Origin of the sequence: Microcoleus sp. B3-A4 (genome assembly GCF_036705385.1) — a bacterium.
GTDB lineage: Bacteria > Cyanobacteriota > Cyanobacteriia > Cyanobacteriales > Microcoleaceae > Microcoleus.
This window is the reverse complement of record NZ_JAUBUI010000056.1, coordinates 1-23,605: the sequence shown is the minus strand read 5'-3', so window position 1 is coordinate 23,605 and position 23,605 is coordinate 1. Positions and strand designations below refer to the sequence as shown.

Sequence of the window (23,605 nt, the reverse complement as noted above, 5' to 3'; positions counted from 1 at the left end):
ACCTCTATTTCGACTCCCTGACTACTTTAATAATAGAACTGGAAACATAATTTGCAAATACTTCGTCTCCGACTGAATTATAGTGGCAGCAGGCATCTTTGTAAACCGTCTCTTTGGTATTGTCTAAAATATTCACTGCACTAAAAATATTAACCCCAGCTTTTTGCAACTCATCGACTTTGGACAACAACACCGGATAACCTTTTTTTACTCCTTCAATGTAGGGACTATCTTTGTTAATCGCGATTTCCTTTTCCTTGGCGGTAAACGCTCGCTTAGTGGGATAATACTGGTTGGGCTGGATAAAGTGAAAATACTTAATCTTTCTACTTGATAAAATTTGATTCATCCCGATCGACGATTGATACCACATCGATGCCATTTTGTCAAAAGCAGCAGCATCCTGCAAAACAAAGTCAGCTTTGGGAATATATACTATACCGCTATTTGCCGTGTCAGGGTTGGATTGTTTGACTTGTCGATCGTATTTGACAAGGGCTTGCTGGTAATTGTTGATTAATTGTTTCACCTGTAGCGAGGTAACAGCGTGACACAAAGCAAGTTGACAAGTTTGCAATTTGTCGATACCTGCTTTTAATTGTTTTTTGTTTTCGTTAATTTGTACTATCGAACTCATCGATTCCGACGACAAGTTGTTGTTGGCTAAACCTGTTAACGGCTGTATGTGCTGAACGCTGGGCATTCCTATTTCTACTCGGGCTTTGTTGTTTAAATTTGACAGTGCTACTTCGTTAAAACCGTCAATATTGATGACTAAATCTAATTCTTGACCCACAGCCAAAAAGTAATTTAAAACTAATAGTTGTTGGGGCTGTTTGTAGCCGCCGTTGCCAAAATTTAAAACAATAATTTCCTTGTTTGCAAATTCTGGATAAGTCTTCAATTTGTTAGACAATCTTCGAGTTATGTATTCATCTACTGCAAAGTTATTCGCAACTGAACCGCCAAAAACTCCGATAATAACTTGATTTTTATTAGTTTTAATAAACGGATATTCGTAGAGGGAAAAAAAGCCGTGTTTGTTGACTTTTAACTTTAATTTTTTATTGGTAAAAGCACCTTGTTTGAGCACGTAGCCAAAAAACGGGTGAAGTCTTTCTACGATAGATTCATCTACTCTAATTCCGAGCCGTTCAATATCTTCTACTACTTGTTCTTTAGCTTTAGTTCGGCTATAAAAAAACTGCTTTTGGTTGATAAAATAAAAAGCTAGCGACAAAGCTTCCAGACAAATAAAGGCGATCGCACAATTAACCGCTATTATAATTAATATATTTTTGCTTTTTTCGAGTAGCGTTGAATCTTTCATGAAATTTGACAGCTTACGGTTGTTTTTTGGGGACTTGAGACTGCTTCAAATTTTCGCACAAATTTCTGTTAATCAGGATACTAGCCAGCCGATGCCCTAGTTCATTCCAGTGACCCCCACAGGGTACAGAATTCTCAAAACCGTGGGCGCAGACTTGATATATTTCAGTGTAACCTTGGAACTGTTCGGATAAATTCAGTACCCGAAAACCCTCGCGCGCGCCCAATTTGGCCAGCCGCCTCTCGGGATAAAACAAATCCTGAATGTTGTTTTTTGTCATAAAATCTTTTCGCTCCTGGGCTTCCGGTCTAACTTGCATCGAATCGCCGATCGTCACAACCAAGAAATCAGCATTTTTCTGCACGACTTCATTCCGCATCGTCACAATCAAACCCTCTGTCACCCTCCAAGCCTCTTGCCAAGCTGCATCCTGAGGTTCCTTGAAGTTTTGGGTACTTAACTGGGTAAAATCCTCCGATAACTCCCGCTTTTTCCGCTCTAAGTCTACCTTTTTAATAACCTGCAAAATGCGCGAATTGTTGACGATAAAACTGGGCATCCAGTCTACGAAGGAAACTGCTTTTTCGTTGCGGTCGATCGGCGCCAGATTGCGAAAAGACATATCCGGTACTAACTTACCGCTAGCATCATAAGCAAAAAATGGTCGGTAGCGATCGTATTCCAGTTTGGGAGAATTATTTATCACATCATTGCCAATAAAAAAAGCAAGAATTACAATATCAGGACTGTAATCCCACACTTTTTTTCGCAGCATTATCAATTCTTGAGCAGTACCATAACCCTGCACGCCAAAATTGATTACCTCAACATTTTTGCGTCCCTTGACAGCTTCGCAGTTGCCTAACTTTCGTTCCAATTTCGACCAGAAAGTTTGTTCGACAGGTACGTGAATTGCTTCGGTGAAAGAATCGCCCACAACCGCCACACGCAAAGTATTTGGAGGTTTGGCTTTTGTATGTTCGCGATCGCGCAAACCCTCGCTATTCACCTGCACAAGACTCGCACCTTCCCCATTCCACTCCCCCGACACACCCGGTTTCAGCTTCCAGCCCAAATTCGGATCGGAAGTGTGGAAACGAGTTGGCGCCGAGTCTACGAAATCTCCTATTTTTGGATAGCCCTCTACTCTCGCAACTCGCAATCCAATTTCACCAATTACCACCCCCATAAATAAACCGCCGAGTGTCAAAGCTAAATTGACACCCAAATCTTTCAACTTGCTCATTCTTTCAAAACAGGGTGTAAATAAACGGAGCAATCACAGAACCCTGACTCAATACAATCAAAGCTCCCAAAAAGACTAAAGTCACAATTAAAGGCAGCAGCCAATATTTTTGGCGTTCTCTCATAAACGCCCACAAATCTTTGAGAAAGTCTAATGTAGATTCAAACACTTAGAAAGGACGCTCCATACTAACTTTTGTTCTTGCTTTACTTGGAATGCGGTAAGTATCCATTTTCGGATTCAGTTTGCGCCGCATTGCATCTTCGCCGAAAATGTTTTTGAGCACTCCCATCGGCCAAACTATCAGGTAAAAAACTATCCCTAGGACGAGCGGCGTTTGGATTTTGTGGAGGATGAGTCCAAAGCGCATCCACGCGTGATAAACGGGATTCAGCGATTTCGGCGCAACCAATCCTAGCACGATTAGCACGGAGCCGACTGCCCAGGGCTGCCAAGGTAGAGAATGCCGCCGCAGTAAAGGTACTGCTAAACCGAAGATCACTGCAATCAAGCTGCCAATTAGCAGCCCGAAATCGCGCAAGCCTTTTTTATCGAGTTTTTTAATTTCGTCGCTCATTAGAAATGGGGAATTGGGAATTGGGAATTGGGAATTAGTTATTAGTTATTCGTACCAACTAATAAATAATAACTAATAACTAATGACTAATGACTAATGACTAATCTAGTTCAAATTCATTTTTCCAAGCATCATCTTGTTTCCAAGGAATTTGTTCGGACTTGGGAAGCAAGTAATTTTCCAAAACTAGATAGTCCATTTCGGTTCGCATGAAACAGCGGTAAGCATCCTCTGGAGTGCAAACAATGGGTTCGCCTCGGACATTGAAAGAAGTATTTACCACAATAGAACAGCCCGATCGCTCTTCAAAATGGCTGATTAAGTCATAGTAGCGAGGATTGGTTTCTTTGTGAACAGTTTGAATGCGAGCCGAGTAATCGACGTGGGTGACAGCCGGAATCTCCGATCGCGGAATGTTGAGCTTTTCAATGCCAAACAACTGCTCTTGTTCGGGACTCATCGGAATGCGGAGACTGGCTTTGACAGGTGCTACTAATAGCATATAAGGGCTGGAATGGTCAATCTCGAAATAATCCGCAACTCGCTCGGCTAAGATTGACGGAGCAAAAGGTCGAAATGATTCCCGATATTTAATTTTCAGGTTCATCACGGACTGCATTTTAGCACTGCGGGGATCGCCAATGATCGATCGACCGCCCAGAGCCCGCGGCCCAAACTCCATCCGCCCTTGGAACCATCCCACCACATTTCCCTGTTCCAAAATTTCCGCCAACTGTGGCATTAATTCGGCATCGTCCAATCGGTGATAGCTGGCTTTTACAGCATCCAAATATTCGAGAATTTCTGCGTCAGTAAACCTCGGGCCCAAATAAGAGCCGCGCATTTGATCGTGACAAGTTAAATGAGCAACAGACTTCGCCACAGTTGCCACCGCTGGGTTTGCAGTGAGAAGTTCAGTCCTCTCCTCAACCGCTGCCAGAGTTCCCACCGCTTGGTTTGTAGTGAGAACTTCAGTCCTCTCCTCAACCGCTGCGTTTGTAGTTACAAGTTCAGTCTTGAGGGATTCTATACTATTTGCTGTCGAGTTGGCGCTTACAGTGCGAGTTTGTTCGCAATACTGATACCAAATCGCCAAAGCCGCGCCCAAAGCACCGCCCGCATCTCCCGCCGCCGGCTGAATCCAAATATCTTTGAAAATACCTTCCCGCAAGAGTCTGCCGTTAGCAACGCAGTTGAGAGCAACGCCGCCCGCAAGACAAAGATAATCGACATTCAATTCTTTTTTAACTGTTCTGCAAAGCCGCAAAACAACTTCTTCGGTAACAACTTGAATGGAAGCGGCAATATCCATTTCTCGCTGAGTCAATTTTCCTTCAGCTTGACGCGGCGGCCCTTCAAACAGTTCGTCAAACTTCTTGTTGGTCATGGTTAAGCCAACAGTATAGTTGAAATAATCCATGTTCAAACGGAAAGTTCCGTCATCTTTGAGGTCAATTAAATAGTTGAGAATCTTGTCTACATACTTGGGTTCGCCGTAAGGAGCTAAACCCATGAGTTTGTATTCACCCGAGTTGACTTTGAAGCCGGTGTAATAGGTGAAAGCTGAATAAAGCAAACCCAAGGAGTGGGGAAAATCGATTTCCCACTGAGGTGTAAGTTCGTTCCCGTCTCCCAACCAAACCGAGGTTGTTGCCCACTCGCCCACGCCGTCGAGGCACAAAACGGCTGCTTTTTGAAAGGGGCTGGGGAAAAATGCCGATGCTGCGTGGGATTGGTGGTGTTCGGTAAATAGCAGAGATGGCAGTTTATTCGTTTTGCAGTTTGCTATTGCTGCCAGATCTCTTTTGAGCATGGTTTTGAGGTAAAGCTTTTCTTTGAGCCATATCGGCATGGCTGCTAGGAAAGAGCGAAAACCTTGGGGTGCGTAGGCTAAATAGGTTTCGAGAAGGCGCTCGAATTTGACTAAAGGTTTGTCGTAAAAGACTATGTGATCGAGTTCCCGCAAATCTATTTTCGCTTCTTTCAAGCAATAAGCGATCGCATTCTTAGGGAATCTGGCGTCATGCTTTTTGCGGGAAAATCTTTCTTCCTGCGCTGCCGCTATAATTTCTCCGTCGCGAATTAAGGCTGCGGCGCTGTCGTGATAGTACGCCGAGATTCCAAGTATGTTCATTCGTCTCCTCACAAATCGCAATCCGTCTGGATCTGACTGTTTAACTGTTGGGTGTCTGGGCGGCTAGAAGTCCTCCCGCCAAATCGAAGATTTCGCGTTGGGATACGCGGACACCCGAGGTCAATTATAGAACCCATTTGAGATATTTTGACGATCGCCCTTCATGTGATACCACTTTTTTAAAGTTATGACAGACTTTTGCAACAGGGAAAGGTTGATATTTAAAATGTCTTGTCGTCCTCGATCTCTATCGGATCTTTAGAAAAATGGTATGAGATTGACTCAGCCACGGGCGATCGACTCAGCCACGGGCGATCGACATCCAATTGCCCCAAGGAAAGAGAGTGATGCAGTTTCAACCAAAACGGGGAAGGGTTGTTGGTTGTCTCTGCTTACTGAATTAATGTAAAATTACCTTTTAACTTGAAGGCTTTCCCCGTATCGGCATCTAAGGCCCAAGCTTTTATTGTTCCCGCTTTTGGGGGAATTTCATTAGCCAAGATAACTTTTTCCCAACCTGACTTGGAGTAGGCTTCGTTTCCTAACACTTTAGCAATATCTCTTCTTTTGAATTCCACCGAAGCGATCGCAAATATAATTGATTCGCCGGGTTGATTTTCGTATGTCAAAATTACTCCATCTGCTGGCTTGACTTTTTCCGGCAAAATAGCCCATCCTCTCACCGCGTACATATCTTTACCCACAGGTTCCATGCTATCCAACCAGCCATAATCTAATCTCGCTACTTTCTGGCCTTTAATCTCTTGTATTTTGTTACTGGTTGCTAATTTTGGCTGTAAAAATCCCATGCGGTTCAAAATGTTTGCTTTGGTTTTTGTATCGTTGGGATCGGCCCAAAGTCTTTTTAAGCAGTCATCATCTTTCACCACATCGATCAAGATTAAACAAGCTTTGCCTTTGTAACGGGTCAACTGGCTTTCGCGCATCAGGTCGATGCCATAGTCAATCGCGATTCCATGCAACAATATAAAAATTGTCAGCGCCGATGACAGCACTCGGTTTAACGTTAAATTATGTCGAGTTAAAAATCCTCTCGCTGTGGCGTCTTCTAAAATAATTGTTATTAAGTAAATCACAGGAATCGCTAAATAAACGGCAAAAGTTGCATATCTAGAAGAGAGAGATTGTTCGACACCAAACCCAACGCGACCGGAGGTTGTAATCGTAGCGCTGATAATTGTATATCCGGCGATCATTAACCAACCTAATGTACGATTGATAAGATTTTTCTGCTCTCTAAATTTCAGGATATAGAGACAAGAAAATATCAAACTTCCCACTAAAATTACACCCACAATTGTGGCAATGGTTAAGCTACCTCCAGCCAGAGGCGCACCCAAGAAAGCTAAAAAGTAGTTCAGTGCCTTCACTGGATGCAAAACTCCCTCTGCAAAGCTAGGGTGATAAGGTGGCTTTTTGTAGTTATAAAAGTAAACAACTACATTAGAAATAAATCCCACTCCCCCCGCAACAATTAACCATTTATCCTTGATTAAATCTTTCCAAGCTTGGGGTTTAGCCAGGGCAAACACTGGAAAAACGATTGCCCAGCATAGCAGCCCATTCGCATAGGAAAAAGTCGCCACGGTTGATAAAATAATGCCAATTAAAACCTGAGTTCTGAGACTTAAATTTGAGTAAGCGACTAAAATACAGGCAACGATACAAGTAATCGGCACGAAAACAACAACTTGAATCCCCCACAACCAATTGTCTTGTTGACTGGGTGAAAAGATAAGTAAATTCGCCAGAAAAGCGAGTAAAATCAATTTGGTCGAACTTCCCCCAACGGTCAGCCGACTTAAACGGTACAGACTGAACGAGATAAAACAGGCAAGAATAAACGACACCAACATCTGATATCTGACATCCCAACCTGTGAGGTAAGCTAACCCGATAAACAAAATTCGGGGAAATAATTTCCGACTTTCGTTATGTTGGGAGATTAAGTCTTGAAACGTCAAAGACCCTGCATAGATTTTCTTAAACATCTCAGCCAAAGGCCATTCATCCCAATAGGGAACGTTAACGCTGTATTTTAAAATTAGAATTCCCGTCAAACAAGCGGGAATAATTGCCAGCCCAAACGCGAGAATTTGCCAAATATTTGCACGCCACTTTGAAAGTTTCATGGGTTAAGTTATAATTCCTTTATTCTTCAAACCCAATTTTTTCTCTAATTATGTAGTAAGGACGTTGTTTGACCTCATCATAAATCCGACCGATGTATTCACCGATGATGCCTAAAGATACCAACTGAATGCCACCTAAAAAGAAAGTGGTCGTTAAACCGTGATCCCAAGATAGCAACTCTTGCCGCAAAACAAACTTATAATACAGTCCAACGAGGCCAATGATAAAAGATGCGCTCGCAAAAGTCAATCCCAAGAAAATCGAAATTTTCAATGGAATGGTGGAAAATGAAAATATTCCATCAAAAGCAAGCTTGATTAACTTCAACAACGTCACTCTTGGTTCACCTTTATATCGCGATCCCCGTTCGACCACAATTCCTGTTTGTTTAAACCCGGCAAACGCTCTTAAACCGCTGATATATTTATTGCGTTCTGGCATACTGCGAAGCGCCAAAATCACTTTTCGATCGATTAAGGAAAAAATGCCCGCATCTAAAGCAACTGGAATTCCCGATAACCTATTTTGAATCCAATAAAATACCTTAAAAGCCCATCGTTTCAGCCATTTTTCCTTTCTTTTTTCCCTAATGGCATAGACCACATCGTATCCTTCTTGCCATTTTTCTACAAAGTTTAAAATGGCTTCCGGAGAGTCTTGTAAATCTCCATCCATCAGGACAACTGCGTTGCCCTTTGCCTGGTCAATTCCTGCCGATAAAGCACACTGATGACCAAAGTTTCGCGATAAATTTATTATCTTAATTTCCGGATATTTTTGGTTCAGCTCGATTAAAATTTCTAGGGAAGAATCTTTGCTGCCATCGTTGATAAAGATGACCTCGCTAGACCCTTCTAATTGCTCCAGAACGTTGTGCAATCGTTTCCATAACTCCCCAAGAGTTTCTTCTTCATTAAAAATCGGTATCACCACTGAATAATCTGGACCCATCATCGACTTCCTCACCACAGGGATTTTCACGCTAATCCCAATAATATATAGCGGATTGCAGCCGCATGAGGTAGACCTTCGTTTGTATAGAACCCATTTGAGATCTTTTAAAGATCGGCCACGGCGGGCGATCGCCCGCCGTGGCCGATCGACTCATAGCGGTGGATGGTTAACATTGACCTACCTAATTGTTTATACGCCCTTTCTTTCACTTTTTGGCACAAAATGCAAGGGCTAATTGAGAATGGTGCAAGATCTCAGTTTAAACGATCGCCTGGACAGATTTTCAAGTTGGTTGTCCCCCATCAAGTGGGGTTTTAGACCCAAGTTTTTGATAACCTGTTTACCAGCAGTTTTTTGCCCCAAGCCTTAGCGCCGACCAATCCTGCGCCCCCAAGCTCTGAAGTAAGTTGCCACCGGGAATTGATAAAATTCACCGATCAACCACAGCACAATGCCTAAATGGGACAAAAAAGCTAAGCCTGTCCAAGCTGCGGGCAGCCACGACAACCGGCTGCCGGGAACCGGGGGAAAATAGTAAGCTGAAAGTCCCAGCAAGGTAGTGGGTAGGAAAATTAGACCGATCGCTGCTGCAAAATAGGGCCATCCGAATTCTACGCCTTCGAGGTGGGCTCCTATCCACCGTTTGCCGTTCCAGTGCCAAGTTACGGGCGGTTGGCGATCGGCCATTTGGAGCGATTGTCTTTCAACGCTTGCGGTATAAATGTGCTGGCAGAAGTTGCAAGCTAGGGCGTCCATCAGCGCTAGGGTGGAAATTTGACCGGTGCGGCACACGGGACAGGGATATGTATCTTGAGGGTTGAAAGGTCGGGTTGATTTTTTGAAAATCTGCATAGATAAGGCTGTTTGTCAAGATATTGAGCGATCTTAACAAAGTACAGAGATTATGGGTTGGCTGAGGGCGGTTTTTGTATCTAGATTGTTGGTGATTTAACAGGTTTTTTCACGCTTACGTGTCCTAGGGGTTAATGCAGTTTCATGGTGGATGATTCGGATTAATTGCGGTGATTGTTGCTGTAGCGAATTCTGGCTCCTGCCCAGTGAAGTTTTTCCCTCAAAGTGTTGTAATAAGAATAGTTTTTCCGCAAAATGATAAACTTGGCTTCGCAGTCTGCCCTCCGCACATCTACGCGCTGTCCCGGCCAAATTGCAGTACCCAAAATGCCGTCTGTCCAGAGTTTTGTACTGAGTTCGTAATCTGCTAAAGGCCAAATGCTGACGACTGAACCGGGCGGCAGGACGATCGCCCGACTGGATAAACTCAAAGGGCAAATCGGAGTAACTGCGATCGCATCCATTCCCGAGTGCATAATCGGCCCGTTGGCAGATGCGGTGTAGCAAGTCGAACCGGTGGGAGTTGCCACAATTAAACCGTCGCCTTGATACTGATCGACTACTTCGCCGTCAACTTCCATTTCTAGAATACAGCTCGGCATTCGATCGGCTGAAGCAGGTTTGACACACATTTCATTTAGTGCCAAAAATCGATCGCTTTGGGGTTCGAGATTGCTTCTGTTTCCCTCAAAAACTGTTGCCTGCAACATCATCCGCTTCTGCACAGCATACCTATCTTCCGAAAGTCTGTCCCAAATCTCCTCAGTATTTTGGAAATCCTCAAAAGACTCGGTTAAAAACCCCAGATGTCCCCCCACATTCGCTGCCAAAATCGGGATGCCGTCAGCCGCCAAATTCCGCGCGGCAGCTAGGGCCGTACCGTCGCCCCCCAGCACTACCGCTAAATCAATTGGGCTGTTACTAGAAGCTAAAAACACCGGATACGGGTTATCTTTCGGGCCGCTGGGCCCCATTAAAACGTGACACCCGCGACTTTCTAATTGGCGGGCACACTGTTCTGCCCACCGCTGGCTGAGGGTATCTCTGGCTTTGTGGGCGATAATTACTTGTTTTAGTTGCACAACCTATCGATTTTAGATTTTAGATTTTGGATTTTAGATGATTAGATTTTAGACTGAATTGCCGCGAGCGGGACGATCGCAGAGCACATCGATTTTGGATTTTAGATGATGAGATTTTAGACTGAAGTGCCGCGACGGGGACGATCGCACTGTACTCGGAAAAATATTATTCCGATGCCGCAGGGCATCTCCCCTCGGAGATTCTGCCTCTGGTTTATAGCAATTGCAAAAAGTAATCCAATTTTTGGCAAGCTGCAAACCCTTATCTCATATCAATTCCCGTTATATCGGAATGATTAAACCGCAGAGGACGCAGAGGATACAGAGGAAGGGAAGAGAGATGAATAATTCCGATGAAGGGCGGATTTGATATCATCTGTCATTCCCAATTCTTTAATGGAAAATCGAAAATCGAAAATGGTATTATCCCTCGCTGCGACTGGATTTGGGCCGCGGCCAGATAATGCTGGAATCGGCCGCGAGCAGGCGAGAAACTGCGATCGCCCCAAAGCGGTTGAGGTGGCTGGGGTCAAAAAAATAGTCGTTACGGCCCGGCCAGCGCTGCGACAAGTCGCGGAAAGCGAAGCCTTTTTGCCGCGAGAGTTGCTGCATTCGCTGCCGGAACTGCTGTTCTGCCCACAGGCGAGTTCCGTCTAAGTAGTCGTTGGTGAGGGGCAAATTAACGAAAATTAGGGGAATTTTGCGAGCTTTGGTAAATGCTACAACTGAATTAAAGGCTGTTGCTTGTTTGCCTCCGAGGTTGAAGTTTTCGTAGTCGCGATCGTACTGGCCTGAAACGTAAGCGCGTTCTCGATAATAAGTGTTGGGGTTGTAAGTGCCCGATATAGCCATGAATCCGTTAGAGTCGATCGAATCTGCCAATTGGTTGAGTTGTCTGATGGCTACTGTTGTGCGTCGCGAGACTGGAATCAATTGTGCTTTTTGGGTTGCTGCATTCGCTGCGATCGGTTTTAACTCATATTTTGCAGCATTCTCAGCAACGGGCAAGATGCCGGTTCCACTAGACAGGAATTTGATTGTGGGGTGGGTGTCAGCAACGGGCAAGATGCCCGTTCCACTGGACAGGAATTTGAGTGTGGGGTGGGCATCTTGCCCGCCCCTGAAAGGTCGATCGACAGATGCCAATGCTTTGCGGAAAGTGTTGTTAGCGCAGGGCTGCGGGAATCTGTAACACAGCGGAATCTCGTTGGGTTCATCCGACGGCAGTTCGGGGCGAATGCCTGCGGCTAAAAGTTGGCTGCCTTCAGAATCGACGATCGAATTAAAAGTGCGATCGTCCCGGCCGCTGTTAAATCCCCGCACACCATCCGCCCAGACAATCATTTGAGGCAAATGACCCGGCTTCAAAAGCCGCCGCAGTTGAAAGTCAACTACTTGTGCAGTTGCGCCGTTGACTGAAAAGTTAAATACTTTTAAGCCCGGACGGCCCCTTTGGGCCAAAGATTGTTTTAGCTGTTTGGGATCGACGCCCTGCAATGCCCGGGAACTGCCGACAATCAAAACATCTGGTGGCCCGACGGCAGCAACGTAGGATAGGTAAAGTTCTAGTTGTTCGTTTAGCAAATCGCTGCTGAAGCTGACTGTACTGGCTTGGGATCTGGTTGCGCTCGCTTGCTGCTGGGAATAAACCAGGTTTCTCATGTACTCGATTACTTTTTTCTCCGCAAACGCCCGTCTGGGACTGCCGGCGGGAACTGCTTGCATCCAGGCGACGGCCTGCACCCACAGGGCGGCTACTTCGTCCCAGTCTTGTTTTGAATTGGCTGATTGAGCCAAATTAGAAGCTTGGGTGGCAAAGTTAACTGCCTCGGTGAAGCCATCGTTTTGAGGGCATGAAGAAACCCTGACGGATTTTTTGGATTTGTTGGGGTTTCGGGCTAACAGAGACGTTGGGGACTGCGCTAGGACTGCGGATTCGATCGAACCCGATGGCGCTGCGGTGTTGGGCGGCTTGGTAGACGAACATCCCAAAGTTAAGGCTAGCAAGGCGGTTGCGGCGCAGGTACGTTTTAAGATGCTGGTGCTGATGCTAGCAATGTAGCGGCGAATCATAAAGCTTTCAGCGATCGCGAAACATTAATAGATATTACCGCAAGCCACCATTGGTCTGCAGCGGCGATGGTGAATTTTGAGTATTTATGTATGGGATTCGATGACTGCTTCGGCTTGCAGGGCGATCGACCTCAATTTATCCAATGTATCCTGGTTCGCACTCTGCCATAACCCCCGCTGACGAGCTTCTAGCAATCTTTCCGCCATATCTCGCAGTGCCCAAGGATTGTTTTCTTGAATAAATGTCTGCACTTTCTCATCAAAAATGTAAGCCTCTGCGATTCCTTCATACATAAAATCCTCTACACAATTTGCCGTAGCATCGTAAGCAAACAAAAAATCAACAGTTGCCGCAATTTCAAAAGCACCTTTATAACCGTGTCGCATCGCACCTTCTATCCATTTGGGATTCACAGCCCTGCTGCGATAAACCCGGGCAATTTCTTCTCTCAGTTGCCGCACTTTCGGATTTTCAGGAATCGAGTTGTCTCCGAAATAGGTTTCAGGATTTTTGCCTTGCAAATTGCGGATTGCGGCAGTCATTCCGCCTTGGAATTGATAATAATCGTCGGAGTCGAGGATGTCGTGTTCGCGGTTGTCTTGGTTTTGCAGAACTATTTGCATTTGGCCGAGGCGTTGTTCAAATGCTTCGGGTGCAGAACATCCCCATTCACCCCCCCTAGCCCCCCCTTGTAAAGGGGGGGGACAAGAGTTGGAATTAGCCTCAGAACTTAATTCACCCCCCCTAGCCCCCCCTTGTAAAGGGGGGGGACAAGAGTTGGAATTAGCCCCCCCTTGGTAAGGGGGGGTTGGGGGGGTATTCTCTGGTTGTAAAAGAGAGGAATTAGATTTAGCCCCCCCTTGATAAGGGGGGGTTGGGGGGGTACTTGTATAGGCGTAACTGCTCCAATTAATGTAAGCTTTTGCTAAATCGCTGTCATCAGTCCAGTTTTGAGCTTCAATTATGCCTTGAAGTCCTGCGCCGTAAGCACCGGGTTTTGAGCCAAAGACTCGAAATTGCGATCGCCCTTGCGCCTCTTCCTGACTCAAACCTGTAGATTCCCAATACAGAATCTCGGCTTTAACTTGTGCGGCTAAAGGGTTGTTTTCAGCCGATTCGTCTAAATCGGCCACAGCTTTTACCGCACTGTCAAACAAATCAATTAAATTAAAAAAAGCATCGCGGAAAAAGCCAGAAATTCGCAAAGTAACATCAACGCGCGGCCGCCCCAAAACAGAAATTGGCAAGATTTCAAAATCTACAACCCGGCGCGAAGGGCCATCCCAAACTGGTTGAACTCCTATCAGCGCCAAGGCTTCGGCGATGTCATCTCCCCCCGTCCGCATGGTGGATGTTCCCCACACTGACAAGCCCAAAGTTTTCGGATATTCGCCGTTTTCTTGGGTGTATCTTTCGATTAAAGTTTCAGCAGCAACTCTGCCAACTCTCCAGGCGGTTTCTGTGGGAATCGCGCGGATATCTACTGAGTAAAAATTGCGACCGGTGGGCAATACATCTGGCCGGCCGCGAGTGGGCGCGCCCGATGCGCCGCTTGGTATGTGCCGCCCATCTAGTCCGCGCAAAAGGTTGGTAATTTCTTGGTTTGTTTGGCGGAGGGAAGGTAAAAGATAGTTATTTATCCAGTCTAATTCTTGTTGGGTTGCTTCTTTTATTGGGAGATTTTTAACCGCAGATGAACGCGGATAAGCGCGGATATTTTCGATTAAGTTATCTACTAATTCAGCGGCTTTTTCTTCGAGTTCTGCTGTTAAATCGCCTGCTGTACGATCCTGAATTATCGAGGTTGGATCGCAGGTTAAGGGGTCGAAATCGTAGCCTGAGTCTTCTGCTAGGGCGCGGGTTAAGCCCGATCGCCCGTTGGTGGGATGGCGGGCGATCGCAATTATCAAATCTCTCAACTGTCTACCTTCGGGACACTGACCGAAAATGTGCAATCCGTCGCGGATTTGGGATTCTTTGAGTTCGCAAAGATAGCCGTCGGTGCGAGTAATAAATTCTGTAAATTCCGATTTATTTAGTTGTATTCCTAAGTCTTTATCTAAGTTTTCTTTGTTGGTGAGGGCGAGAATGCGATCGCGAATCATGGGCAATCTGGACGGATCTAAACTTTGGGCTTCGCAATACTCGTCGATTAAGGTTTCCAACTGCTGCAAAGGCCCGTAGAGTTCGGCGCGAGTCATCGGCGGTGTCAGGTGGTCGATAATCACAGCTTGCGATCGTCTTTTTGCTTGGGAACCTTCCCCCGGATCATTGACAATGAACGGATAAAAATTCGGCATCGCGCCTAATGCTACTTCTGGATAACATTTGTTAGACAATGCTATACTTTTACCGGGAAGCCATTCTAAATTGCCGTGTTTTCCAGCATGAATTATAGCGTCGATTCCCAATTTTTCTCGCAGCCAATAATAGTAAGCTAGATAATTGTGAGTTGGTTCTAAGTCTGGGGCGTGATAATTTAACGCGGGGTCAAGTTCGTAGCCCCGCGATGGTTGAATTCCCACAAACACATTACCGAACTGAATCCCCGGAATCGGAAAAGACGTATTGTTACTTATAAAATCTTGTGCATAGCTTCCAGGAAGCCCCCATCTCTTACAAATCCCATCTTGCACTTGCTGCGGCAAACTAGCAAAATATTCTTCATATTCTGCCAAATCCAAAGATTGATGAACAGGCCGCAATTCGCGTCCTTCCGGGTCATTTGTCACCCCAGAAGTCAGGAGTTCAATTAACTCGTTGCCGCTAGCGGGGATGTTTTCAATTTGATAGCCAGCTTGCTGCATAGCTTTAAGGATTTCGACACAGCTAGCGGGCGTATCTAAGCCGACGCCGTTGGCTAAGCGGGCGTTACGGGTGGGGTAATTTGCTAGAATTATGGCGATGCGTCTGTTGGCGACTGGGGTTTGTTTCATTTTCACCCAATTCGCGGTTAAATCTGCTACAAATTTAATGCGATCGCCCGCTGCTACATAGCCTACTACATCTGTTTCTAATTCGCTGTTCCAAGTCTGTACCGCTTTAAAAGAAACCGCCCTAGTAATGATTTTTCCGTCTACTTCCGGCAATGCTACATTCATCGCCACATCGCGGGGCGAAAGTCCTTGTAATTCAGTTTCCCACTGTTCCAAACCGCCGCCGCTGAAGATTGCTTGCAATACGGGAACGTCTAAGGATTTTAAGCTATTTTGTTCCGGTTCTTGACTGCTGAAACCGGAGACTGCAAAACTTGTGGTGTTGAGCAATAATTGAATTGGTTCGGATTCTTTAGGTTGAAAATACTCCAGCAATTCTATTTGCAAATCTGGTTCCCGCAGAGAAGACACAAAGACGGGAACAGGGACTAAATTTCGCTCAGATAGAGCTTGACAAAGTGCATCAATTGGTGCTAAGTTTCCTGATAAGTAATGAGCACGATAAAATAAAATTCCGACTTTAGATGTAGAAGTAATGTCTCCGTGTCCGCAAGTTGGAGACGATTCAATTGGTTTTTTCCAATCATAAATCCCGACGCGGGAAACTGTTTGAGGTAGGGGCGGACTATAAGCAGTTTTTAGGCAAGTATCGGCGGCAAATTTTAGTGCGTTAACAAAGTTTTGGACTCCACCTTCGGTGAAATAGCGCCACAGTTGATTTACTCCTGATAGCGATACATTGGAATGGCTGATTAAATCGGGATCGGGACTGTCTTCTCCCGGCATTACAATCAGTGAGGCGTTAGTTTTTTGCACAGTTTCTCGCAGGATTTCTAACCCGTAAGACCAATAAGAACGCCCTCCTAAAAGTCTTAAGATTATGACCTCTGCGCTTTCTAAAACTTCCTCGGCATAAGTATCAATTGTTAGTTGTTGCTGCAACTGAAGCAGGTTTACTGCGCGCACTTTGGGAAATTTTGCCGGCATTTTGGAGGCGGCGGCTGCAAGAGTTTGAATGTCGGTGTCAGCAGCACTAATAAATACTATTGGTGCTGGGGTTTGCTGAATAAAAATTACTCCTTCTGCTTGAGGGTTCCAACCTCCGGGTGTGGCGGCTATTTTGTGCATTAATTTTTTTTATCTTAATAAATAGTGACAGAAAGTGCGATCGCCCTTACTATAACATGACTTATACATAAATAGAGGCTAGGGCTTGTTTCCAACCCCGACATCCCCGCCCAACCGAGAGAGGGCGAGCACGGGGGCACCGCCCCTACATTCGGGGGGAGAATGAGCGTCAAAGTTCCGCAAGTCTCAACCTATAAACTGATAAATAAAACTCCCAAAATCATGATTCCGGCCCCTAATAATCTTTCTTGAATATCTTTTTCCTTAAAAATGAAATGACCGAACAATACACCCATTAACACGCTAGTACGCTTAATCGCGATCACTCGCACTACGAAAGTTAATGTCAAAGCTTGCATTTGAAAAATTATTCCAGTAGCATTGATAAACCCCATAGCAGCTAGCATTGGTAATTGTTTGAGAATTTGTCGCCCTGGATTTGGGGTTTTGTGCAATAAAACTGGCAGTAGCAAAACACTCATTGTACCAAACAAAGAGAATACCCAAAAAATAGGGTAGGAATTGGTAACTCCTATTTTGTCACAATTTGCGGCAATACTCCATAGTAATGCGACGATTAACATCAATTTGGGCCCTGGTTCATTCAGCAGTGCTTTGAATGGGGCTAAATATCCTTTGGATTTCTCTTTGATATTTAATAAATAAGAGCCTGCTACGATTAGTAAAATGCCAATATAATCAAATAATTTGGGATATTCACCGACAATTAACGGTGAAGTTACCAACATGAATAATGGTGTCAAAGCTACCATCGGTAGTGTCAGGGATAAATCTGATAGTTTGATGGCTTTGATGTAGAGGAGGGCTGTGACAGCGTTGATGCTACCTCCGATTAATAGGGCGAGCCAAAATTGAGAGTTTAAGGTCGGAATTCCTGTATAAAATACCCAGGGAATCAAAAAGATGACTGAAAAAAATGAGAAAGACCAAGCGACGACATATTCGTCACTTTTTTTGAGGTTTTGTTTGCCAAAAACGTCTTTGACGGCTTCAAAGAAAGCGCTCAAAATTCCAAAAATTAACCAAGTCATCCTAAATATGCGCTCCTGACTCGCTCGTCGTTTAGCAAATCCGCTCCTATACCTGTGAGGGTAATATTACCAGCTTCTAGTACGTAACCCCGATCGGCAATTTGCAGTGCTAAACTGGCGTTTTGTTCGACTAAGAGGATTGTAACGCCTGTGGAGCGCAGGTTTTGAATAATTGCAAAAATTTCTTTGACGATCGCAGGTGCTAAGCCTAAACTAGGCTCGTCTAATAATAGCAGCTTCGGGCGACTCATCAGAGCGCGGGCGATCGCCAGCATTTGCTGTTCCCCGCCGCTGAGAGTTCCTGCTAGCTGGCGGCGCCTTTCTGCTAGGCGCGGAAATATCTCCAATTGGCGCTCTAAATCGGCTTTTACGGCCGCTGAGTCCGATCGAATATAGGCCCCCAATTCCAAGTTAGTCAACACTGTTTGCTGCGCCAAAACGCGCCTCCCTTCAGGACTGTGGGCGATTCCCAATTTCACAACTTCGTGAGCTCGGCGGCGGCTAATATCGCGCCCGCTATAAATAATTTCTCCTTGTCGCAAATTAACTATTTTAGAAATAGCCCTGAGTGTGGTACTTTTGCCCGCACCATTAGCGCCGATGAGACTGACAACCTCGCCTGCATTAATCGTGAGATTAATATTTTGTATGGCTTGAATTCCGCCATAATTTACAGAAACCTTTTTGAGTTCTAAGAGGATGTTTTGGGTGGTTTTGGGTGAGCTGTGTTGCATTTTGTGTGACTTGATTTTTGATAAAATTTTCTCTCTTTTCCCGCAGTTCGCTAGTCGGTTAGTTCGCGAGTCCGCCAGAGGTTTCAACGCCTGGCTCATAGCTGAAGTCCTCTTAATACGACTGGGAGATACATTTAACAATAACTATTAATCTTACTCGCTCCCCCGCTCTGTCTGGTAACGCAGAACCAGAGGCTCGGTCTCGATTTTTCCTGTTACCAAACGAGGCCGAGCCTGTAGATGTCGATTCCCCGCCCGAGCCGGGGAAACATTTACAATTTCTACGTTTCATCTCCCAAATAAGCCTCAATTACCGCCGGGTCATTCCTCACAACAGCAGGTTCTCCCAAAGCAATAAGCTGACCGAAATGCAAGACAGCAATTCGATCGCACAACCCCATAACTAGCGGTACATGATGCTCGATCAATATTACAGTTAAATTGAATTGTTGGCGTACTTCTCGGATAAATTCGCTTAATTTGTGCTTTTCACTGGGATTCATCCCTGCTGCTGGTTCATCTAACAAAAGTATTTGCGGTTCTAAGGCTAAAGCGCGGGCAATTTCTAAGCGCCTCTGGTCGCCGTAGGCCAAGTTTTTGGCTTGTTCGCCCGCGCGATCGCCCAATCCGACTAAATCCAACAATTCTAAGGCTTTTCGCTGGGTTTTGCGTTCCATTGCATTAGAGGCTGGCAAGCCGAAAATCCCCGCCAGCACCGATAAAACTGGATTGCCCGATCGACTGTGGATGTGTCGGGCGATCGCGACATTTTCTAGGGCAGAAAGTTCCCCAAACAACCGGATATTTTGAAAAGTTCTGGCAATACCTTTATTAGCAATTTGATAAGGCTTCAATTGGGAAATATTTTCATTTTGATAAATCAGGTTGCCGCTAGAAGCAGGTATCAGTCCAGTCATTAGATTAAATAGAGTTGTCTTGCCCGCGCCGTTAGGGCCGATTAATCCAAAAATTTCGTGTTTTTCAACTGTAAAAGATACGTTGTTTACAGCAATTAAACCACCAAAACGACGAGTTAATCCTTTGGCTGCTAAAACAGGATTGCTGGTTGAGAGGGTAAGGGGTTCTGAAATCATCAAATATGATAAAATAGTGATTATCTAATTATGCCTTAGACTTAAGTATAAATGAAAGTAGAGGAAATTCAAGCAAGAGTTCGCCAAAATCTGTATGTTTACACAAATCATGGAGATATCGAGCGTCAGGCTGATGAGTTAACCTTTACTCAGGTTGAGGAAGCTTTACTCAACGGAGAGATCCTTGAGCAATATCCTAACACTGGTCGAGGTGAAAGTTGTCTAATATTAGGTTATGCCGGTGAAATTCCTATTCATATAGTCTGTGGTTGGCGCGGTGAAAGAGTAGCAATTATAACTGTATATATTCCCAGTCTCCCCAATTTTATTAACCCTAGAGATAGAGGATAGACCCATGCGAGAAATCCGATGTAATACCTGCGGTAGCAACCGTTATGAGGAACGTAAAATTAATTACCTTTACAGTCATCAAGGTAAATATTTGCTAGTTCCTAACACGCCTGTTGAGATTTGTATGGATTGTGGCATGATTTATTATGATGCAGCAGTTCTTAAAGAAATTGAGCGCCGTTTCTTTGCTATTCATCAACAGAATGAGATGCCGGATTCATATATTGAAATTCCCAGCAAGAGTTACACGTAAAGAATTGTTTTTTAGGGGGAAAACCGGAATGGTCTTAAAGTCCCCCTTTTCAAGCAGTATTTAGGGCGATCGATTTCACCACAGACAAGCACAAATTTAGATCGCCCGGAGTCCTGAAACATTTTGATGAGAATGTATACACAATTATTCAAATGGCTGAGACGGCTCATCAAATACAAGGATTCTGGCCCATGACGAAGCACTACCGACAAAGATTAGTTGGCGTAATTGCCCTCTCGTTTCTATCTTTCACATCGTCTTTGCTGTTGACTCGCAATGATGCGGCTGGAATTAAGGACGAACCCACAGCTAATCCCAAACAGATTGCCTCCCTCACCGAGAAGTTAAAGAGTAACGATGAAACGGCACTTGATCCAGCTATTAAGCTGTTACGAAAAATAGGTGAACCAGCCATCCCTGATTGGATAGAAGCTTTGCAGGATCAGAATTTGTCAGTCGGTCAGAGTGCGGCTGAGGTTCTAAGACAAATCGGTCTTCCTGCTATTCCTGCCTTTGTCAAAACCTTGAAAGACTCAGATGTGCCGGTTGGTGCAGAAGCTAAAACTGCACTGCCGCAGCTAATTCTGTTGCTGAAAGACTCCGATGCAACTGTGCGTAGCCGTGCTGACTATGCTTTGGGAAGAATGGGTGCAGAAGCTAAAACTGCTGTGCCACACCTAATTCTGTTGCTCAAAGACTCCGATGCAACTGTGCGTAGCCGTGCAGCCAATGCTTTGGCAAGGATGGGCGCAGAAGCTAAAACTGCACTGCCGCAGCTAATTCTGTTGCTGAAAGACTCCGATGCAAAGGTGCGTAGCCGTGCAGACTATGCTTTGGCAAGGATGCGTGCAGAAGCTAAAACTGCTGTGCCACAGCTAATTCCCCTGCTTCAAGACTCAGATGTAACAGTGCGTAGCAGTGCAGCCTCTGCTTTGGGAAGTTTCGGTGCAGAAGCTAAAACTGCACAGTCACAGCTAATTTCCCTGCTTAAAGACTCCCATGTAAATGTGCGTAGTAGTGCAGCCTCTGCTTTGAATAAAATCCGTGCAAAAGCTTAAACTGCACTGCCGCAGCTAATTCTTTTGCTTAAAGACTCCTATCCAAATGTGCCTAGTAGTGCAGCCTCTGCTTTGGGGATGATTGGTGCAGAAGCTAAAACTGTTGTGCCGCAGCTAGTGGGTGTTGGCAAGGTGGAATTTAGAGTTAAATACTGACAGAATCGGCGCTGGTTATAGCAATATGTACATTAGCCAACCCGACCCGGATCTTTGCAAACAAATCCATGTGTTTGATGAACAATGTCAGGTTTTTACTTTGGTGAGGCCGGGAGTTGAGGGCGATCGGTGTTATTTCAAGAATGGTGTGCCGTCGCCAAGTCTGAGAGAAGGCAGGATTTATAGTGTAAAACCAAGGCGTTATAGAAAAACGGAAGCGGAATGTTCTTAACGTTTCCCTTTTTAAGCTAAACTTCCCCCTCCGGGGAAGTTTAACTCAACTTCCGAAGCGATTACAGAATTTCATCGACTAGAACACCACGGATGTAACCGTTCACGGGGTTTAAAGCCAGACGCGAGAAAATCGCAGAGTCCGATTAAGGTAAGCCAGTTACATAATTCCTAAACAAATCCGGTTACAGGTTACTTCTGCGGACTTGGAATCTTGCTGAGAAATAATTCCTTAGTCCGAGAATCGCGATCGTACATATGTATAACAGGAACAAGGCGATCGTCAACCATCACTTTGTCATCCTGAATATCCCAACATCTCTCATGATCTCCACACAGTGTGAGGACGGCACCACTCTTCAAATTATGTTTCACCGTTTGGTTACTGGGAAATTCATAGTTAATCACCTTATTGAACATTGCTTGATCTAGAGGCTTACGACGATGGCGTAGAGCCTCCACCACCATTAATTCAATTAATTGCATCATGAGATGGTTTCCTCCTAATACTGTCCCTGCACAGAGTATAGGTTTTCCCAACAGTTTTTCAAGAATTGTTTTTCCATAAACAGTATTCACCCATTCACTATCTACATTTTCGGGAGTGGGCGGTCCAAAATAAATACCTGCTTCTTCAAAAACGTGAAGCTTACTAGAGTCTAAGTCCTCGAAAGGAGAAGCTTGGAAAACCACATCACGCACATCTGAAGTCATAACCATTCGATAACTGGAGTTAACCTTAAGGAATGTATGGTAAGTAATCCACCGACCTGCTAGTGGATGAATCCAATTGGCAACCGTACTCCTATAATCCTCCTCTAAGTAGGTACGGTTAGAGCCTGAAGTTAGTCTAATTAAAGCTTGCAGTCCCACCATCTTTGCGTGATAGATGAGATTTAGGATTTTTGAGCTAGTAACCCACTTCCATACATTTTCAACTGGTATAAGGGTGATATTTTTTTCTAGAGCTACCTTTGCGAACTCATCCCCTAAGGCATTAATAAACACAACAATATCAACTTTATCTGGATCGCAATGCTCACGAGTTGATGCAACGAACCTGTAGAAATCATCGAATTTACAGTTTGTTGCATAGCCCATTATTAAATCTTTCATTGTTTGTTACCTCAAAATCAGTAGATGTAAACACTCAAGATACTAACAAAGTCTTAATTGAGTCCGGGTATAGCCGTCTAACCGTTGACCCAAAACGCCTTCTGCGATCGCCAAAAAGTTGGCAGAGCCACCAAGAATTGTGTCGCAGATATTGTGTTACCAATGTATAATAAATTATTCAGCCTAACATACCACAAATAACTCGTGTATGTCAACATCTTCTTACTGCCCGTCGTCATCTCCTTTTCTCGCTCGAATTAGGCGTACCACCCGACTCAAAAACCTGAGTGTTCGCACTTAAAAATGTTGCCGGCATTACATAATAAAATACCTTATAACTATCCAAAAAAATCTCAAACCAACCGTCAGAGCCAGGTGAGAATATTTATTAAGAAAAGCAGTGGGCGATCGTTATTTAGCAAAAATTATTTAGCAAAAATTTCCGGTGCAAAGGATACCGAATTTCTGCCGCAACAAATCACATCGCGTTATAATGTAACAATTACCGTACCGCCTGAATCTCCTTAACATATGGCAGGGATAATTGTATAAAAATGTACATACCAGAGTCGCAGCCAACGCAAACAAAAGTGCTGCCGACGATGTACGCTCTACCAAGTGAAGACCCGGAGCACCCAGGCTTACCTGATGAATATCACTCGGGCAATCACAAAAGTTGTGCGATCGCTGATTTCTCCCTAATTATCTAGCCGATCGCGTATTCTCTGCCAGCGGTATAAATCTCTACTACGAATCCAATCACCCCAATTGGTACAAAACACCCGATTGGTATTTAATTGTCGAAGTTTTGAGAGTTTACCGAGACAGAGACTTGCGCCAAAGTTACGCCATTTGGAACGAAGCCGTAACTCCTTTAATCGGCATCTAATTTCTGTCACTAGGTAGGGAAGATGAAGATTTGGGACTGACAGAATCGGAACAAACAAACCGCAGACCAAGTGGCAGATTTACGAGATAATTTTGAAGATTCGTTATTACTTTTTTTTAGCATATACCAATACTCCGGACAGTTTTTAAAGAGGGATGCGACGCCTACGGCAAGCAACGCTTACGCAATAAATCACAGAAGCGA

General features: G+C 44.7%; 21 protein-coding genes. 5 read left to right on the top strand and 16 right to left on the bottom strand.

Annotation, left to right across the window (positions count from 1 at the left end):
* Positions 1 to 4: 4 nt before the first annotated feature.
* The 14 genes from QUB33_RS20335 to QUB33_RS20270 all read right to left on the bottom strand — a co-directional run bounded on the left by QUB33_RS20335 (position 5) and on the right by QUB33_RS20270 (position 19,347).
* A complete protein-coding gene (locus tag QUB33_RS20335; RefSeq protein WP_333353315.1) occupies positions 5 to 1,330 on the bottom strand; it encodes a hypothetical protein in 1,326 nt (441 codons plus the stop codon).
* A gap of 13 nt (positions 1,331 to 1,343) precedes the next feature.
* Positions 1,344 to 2,576, bottom strand: coding sequence for an SGNH/GDSL hydrolase family protein (locus QUB33_RS20330; protein WP_333353312.1), 1,233 nt, complete (start codon positions 2,574 to 2,576; stop codon positions 1,344 to 1,346).
* Between the two features lie 4 nt (positions 2,577 to 2,580).
* Positions 2,581 to 2,745, bottom strand: coding sequence for a DUF5989 family protein (locus QUB33_RS20325; RefSeq protein WP_333234938.1), 165 nt, complete (start codon positions 2,743 to 2,745; stop codon positions 2,581 to 2,583).
* On the bottom strand, positions 2,746 to 3,153 hold the full coding sequence (locus QUB33_RS20320; protein ID WP_333353309.1) for an SxtJ family membrane protein: 408 nt from the start codon (positions 3,151 to 3,153) through the stop codon (positions 2,746 to 2,748). It lies immediately after the preceding gene.
* Between the two features lie 100 nt (positions 3,154 to 3,253).
* Positions 3,254 to 5,287, bottom strand: coding sequence for a carbamoyltransferase (locus QUB33_RS20315; RefSeq protein ID WP_333353306.1), 2,034 nt, complete (start codon positions 5,285 to 5,287; stop codon positions 3,254 to 3,256).
* A gap of 392 nt (positions 5,288 to 5,679) precedes the next feature.
* Positions 5,680 to 7,440 (bottom strand): hypothetical protein, encoded by a 1,761-nt coding sequence (locus tag QUB33_RS20310; protein ID WP_333353303.1) that lies wholly within the window; start codon positions 7,438 to 7,440, stop codon positions 5,680 to 5,682.
* Positions 7,441 to 7,459: 19 nt separating this feature from the next.
* Complete coding sequence (locus QUB33_RS20305) at positions 7,460 to 8,395, bottom strand: glycosyltransferase family 2 protein (RefSeq protein WP_333353299.1); 936 nt, start codon at positions 8,393 to 8,395, stop codon at positions 7,460 to 7,462.
* 366 nt (positions 8,396 to 8,761) lie between these two features.
* Positions 8,762 to 9,247, bottom strand: coding sequence for a hypothetical protein (locus QUB33_RS20300; protein WP_333353296.1), 486 nt, complete (start codon positions 9,245 to 9,247; stop codon positions 8,762 to 8,764).
* Between the two features lie 161 nt (positions 9,248 to 9,408).
* Positions 9,409 to 10,329 (bottom strand): NAD(+) kinase, encoded by a 921-nt coding sequence (locus tag QUB33_RS20295; RefSeq protein WP_333353294.1) that lies wholly within the window; start codon positions 10,327 to 10,329, stop codon positions 9,409 to 9,411.
* A gap of 423 nt (positions 10,330 to 10,752) precedes the next feature.
* Complete coding sequence (locus QUB33_RS20290; protein ID WP_333353291.1) at positions 10,753 to 12,402, bottom strand: hypothetical protein; 1,650 nt, start codon at positions 12,400 to 12,402, stop codon at positions 10,753 to 10,755.
* Between the two features lie 84 nt (positions 12,403 to 12,486).
* Complete coding sequence (gene cobN, locus QUB33_RS20285) at positions 12,487 to 16,467, bottom strand: cobaltochelatase subunit CobN (protein ID WP_333353288.1); 3,981 nt, start codon at positions 16,465 to 16,467, stop codon at positions 12,487 to 12,489.
* A gap of 191 nt (positions 16,468 to 16,658) precedes the next feature.
* The gene (locus tag QUB33_RS20280) at positions 16,659 to 17,519 is read right to left on the bottom strand and encodes an EamA family transporter (RefSeq protein WP_333353285.1); all 861 of its coding nucleotides are present in this window, start codon (positions 17,517 to 17,519) and stop codon (positions 16,659 to 16,661) included.
* Entirely contained in the window at positions 17,516 to 18,253 is a 738-nt protein-coding gene (locus QUB33_RS20275) for an ABC transporter ATP-binding protein (protein WP_333353281.1), read from the bottom strand. The genes QUB33_RS20280 and QUB33_RS20275 overlap by 4 nt, the downstream gene beginning before the upstream one ends.
* Before the next feature lie 281 nt (positions 18,254 to 18,534).
* On the bottom strand, positions 18,535 to 19,347 hold the full coding sequence (locus QUB33_RS20270; RefSeq protein WP_333069509.1) for an ABC transporter ATP-binding protein: 813 nt from the start codon (positions 19,345 to 19,347) through the stop codon (positions 18,535 to 18,537).
* A gap of 51 nt (positions 19,348 to 19,398) precedes the next feature.
* Between QUB33_RS20270 and QUB33_RS20265 the strand changes: the two genes are divergently transcribed.
* The 3 genes from QUB33_RS20265 to QUB33_RS20255 all read left to right on the top strand — a co-directional run bounded on the left by QUB33_RS20265 (position 19,399) and on the right by QUB33_RS20255 (position 21,009).
* The gene (locus QUB33_RS20265) at positions 19,399 to 19,698 is read left to right on the top strand and encodes a DUF4258 domain-containing protein (RefSeq protein WP_333353277.1); all 300 of its coding nucleotides are present in this window, start codon (positions 19,399 to 19,401) and stop codon (positions 19,696 to 19,698) included.
* A gap of 4 nt (positions 19,699 to 19,702) precedes the next feature.
* Positions 19,703 to 19,951, top strand: coding sequence for a type II toxin-antitoxin system MqsA family antitoxin (locus tag QUB33_RS20260; RefSeq protein WP_333353274.1), 249 nt, complete (start codon positions 19,703 to 19,705; stop codon positions 19,949 to 19,951).
* 191 nt (positions 19,952 to 20,142) lie between these two features.
* Positions 20,143 to 21,009 carry a HEAT repeat domain-containing protein gene (locus QUB33_RS20255; protein WP_333353271.1) on the top strand — a complete coding sequence of 289 codons (867 nt, stop codon included), beginning with the start codon at positions 20,143 to 20,145 and terminating at the stop codon, positions 21,007 to 21,009.
* A 579-nt stretch (positions 21,010 to 21,588) separates the two neighbouring features.
* On the opposite strand, the gene QUB33_RS20250 is transcribed toward QUB33_RS20255, so the two are convergent.
* On the bottom strand, positions 21,589 to 22,512 hold the full coding sequence (locus tag QUB33_RS20250; protein WP_333353268.1) for a hypothetical protein: 924 nt from the start codon (positions 22,510 to 22,512) through the stop codon (positions 21,589 to 21,591).
* A 77-nt stretch (positions 22,513 to 22,589) separates the two neighbouring features.
* Complete coding sequence (locus QUB33_RS20245) at positions 22,590 to 22,751, bottom strand: hypothetical protein (protein ID WP_333353265.1); 162 nt, start codon at positions 22,749 to 22,751, stop codon at positions 22,590 to 22,592.
* A gap of 64 nt (positions 22,752 to 22,815) precedes the next feature.
* On the opposite strand from QUB33_RS20245, the gene QUB33_RS20240 reads away from it, so the two are divergent.
* Entirely contained in the window at positions 22,816 to 23,040 is a 225-nt protein-coding gene (locus QUB33_RS20240) for a hypothetical protein (protein ID WP_333353262.1), read from the top strand.
* 26 nt (positions 23,041 to 23,066) lie between these two features.
* A complete protein-coding gene (locus tag QUB33_RS20235; RefSeq protein ID WP_333283731.1) occupies positions 23,067 to 23,222 on the top strand; it encodes a hypothetical protein in 156 nt (51 codons plus the stop codon).
* Positions 23,223 to 23,605: the final 383 nt, after the last annotated feature.

Coding starts and splice junctions, on each gene's coding strand:
- QUB33_RS20240 (WP_333353262.1), top strand. CDS start 22,816: ATGTTGCCGGCATTACATAATAAAATACCTTATAACTATCCAAAAAAA.
- QUB33_RS20300 (WP_333353296.1), bottom strand. CDS start 9,247: ATGCAGATTTTCAAAAAATCAACCCGACCTTTCAACCCTCAAGATACA.
- QUB33_RS20280 (WP_333353285.1), bottom strand. CDS start 17,519: ATGACTTGGTTAATTTTTGGAATTTTGAGCGCTTTCTTTGAAGCCGTC.
- cobN (WP_333353288.1), bottom strand. CDS start 16,467: ATGCACAAAATAGCCGCCACACCCGGAGGTTGGAACCCTCAAGCAGAA.
- QUB33_RS20265 (WP_333353277.1), top strand. CDS start 19,399: ATGAAAGTAGAGGAAATTCAAGCAAGAGTTCGCCAAAATCTGTATGTT.
- QUB33_RS20270 (WP_333069509.1), bottom strand. CDS start 19,347: ATGATTTCAGAACCCCTTACCCTCTCAACCAGCAATCCTGTTTTAGCA.
- QUB33_RS20255 (WP_333353271.1), top strand. CDS start 20,143: ATGACGAAGCACTACCGACAAAGATTAGTTGGCGTAATTGCCCTCTCG.
- QUB33_RS20290 (WP_333353291.1), bottom strand. CDS start 12,402: ATGATTCGCCGCTACATTGCTAGCATCAGCACCAGCATCTTAAAACGT.
- QUB33_RS20310 (WP_333353303.1), bottom strand. CDS start 7,440: ATGAAACTTTCAAAGTGGCGTGCAAATATTTGGCAAATTCTCGCGTTT.
- QUB33_RS20315 (WP_333353306.1), bottom strand. CDS start 5,287: ATGAACATACTTGGAATCTCGGCGTACTATCACGACAGCGCCGCAGCC.
- QUB33_RS20275 (WP_333353281.1), bottom strand. CDS start 18,253: ATGCAACACAGCTCACCCAAAACCACCCAAAACATCCTCTTAGAACTC.
- QUB33_RS20250 (WP_333353268.1), bottom strand. CDS start 22,512: ATGAAAGATTTAATAATGGGCTATGCAACAAACTGTAAATTCGATGAT.
- QUB33_RS20260 (WP_333353274.1), top strand. CDS start 19,703: ATGCGAGAAATCCGATGTAATACCTGCGGTAGCAACCGTTATGAGGAA.
- QUB33_RS20245 (WP_333353265.1), bottom strand. CDS start 22,751: ATGACGACGGGCAGTAAGAAGATGTTGACATACACGAGTTATTTGTGG.
- QUB33_RS20330 (WP_333353312.1), bottom strand. CDS start 2,576: ATGAGCAAGTTGAAAGATTTGGGTGTCAATTTAGCTTTGACACTCGGC.
- QUB33_RS20305 (WP_333353299.1), bottom strand. CDS start 8,395: ATGATGGGTCCAGATTATTCAGTGGTGATACCGATTTTTAATGAAGAA.
- QUB33_RS20335 (WP_333353315.1), bottom strand. CDS start 1,330: ATGAAAGATTCAACGCTACTCGAAAAAAGCAAAAATATATTAATTATA.
- QUB33_RS20320 (WP_333353309.1), bottom strand. CDS start 3,153: ATGAGCGACGAAATTAAAAAACTCGATAAAAAAGGCTTGCGCGATTTC.
- QUB33_RS20235 (WP_333283731.1), top strand. CDS start 23,067: ATGTACATACCAGAGTCGCAGCCAACGCAAACAAAAGTGCTGCCGACG.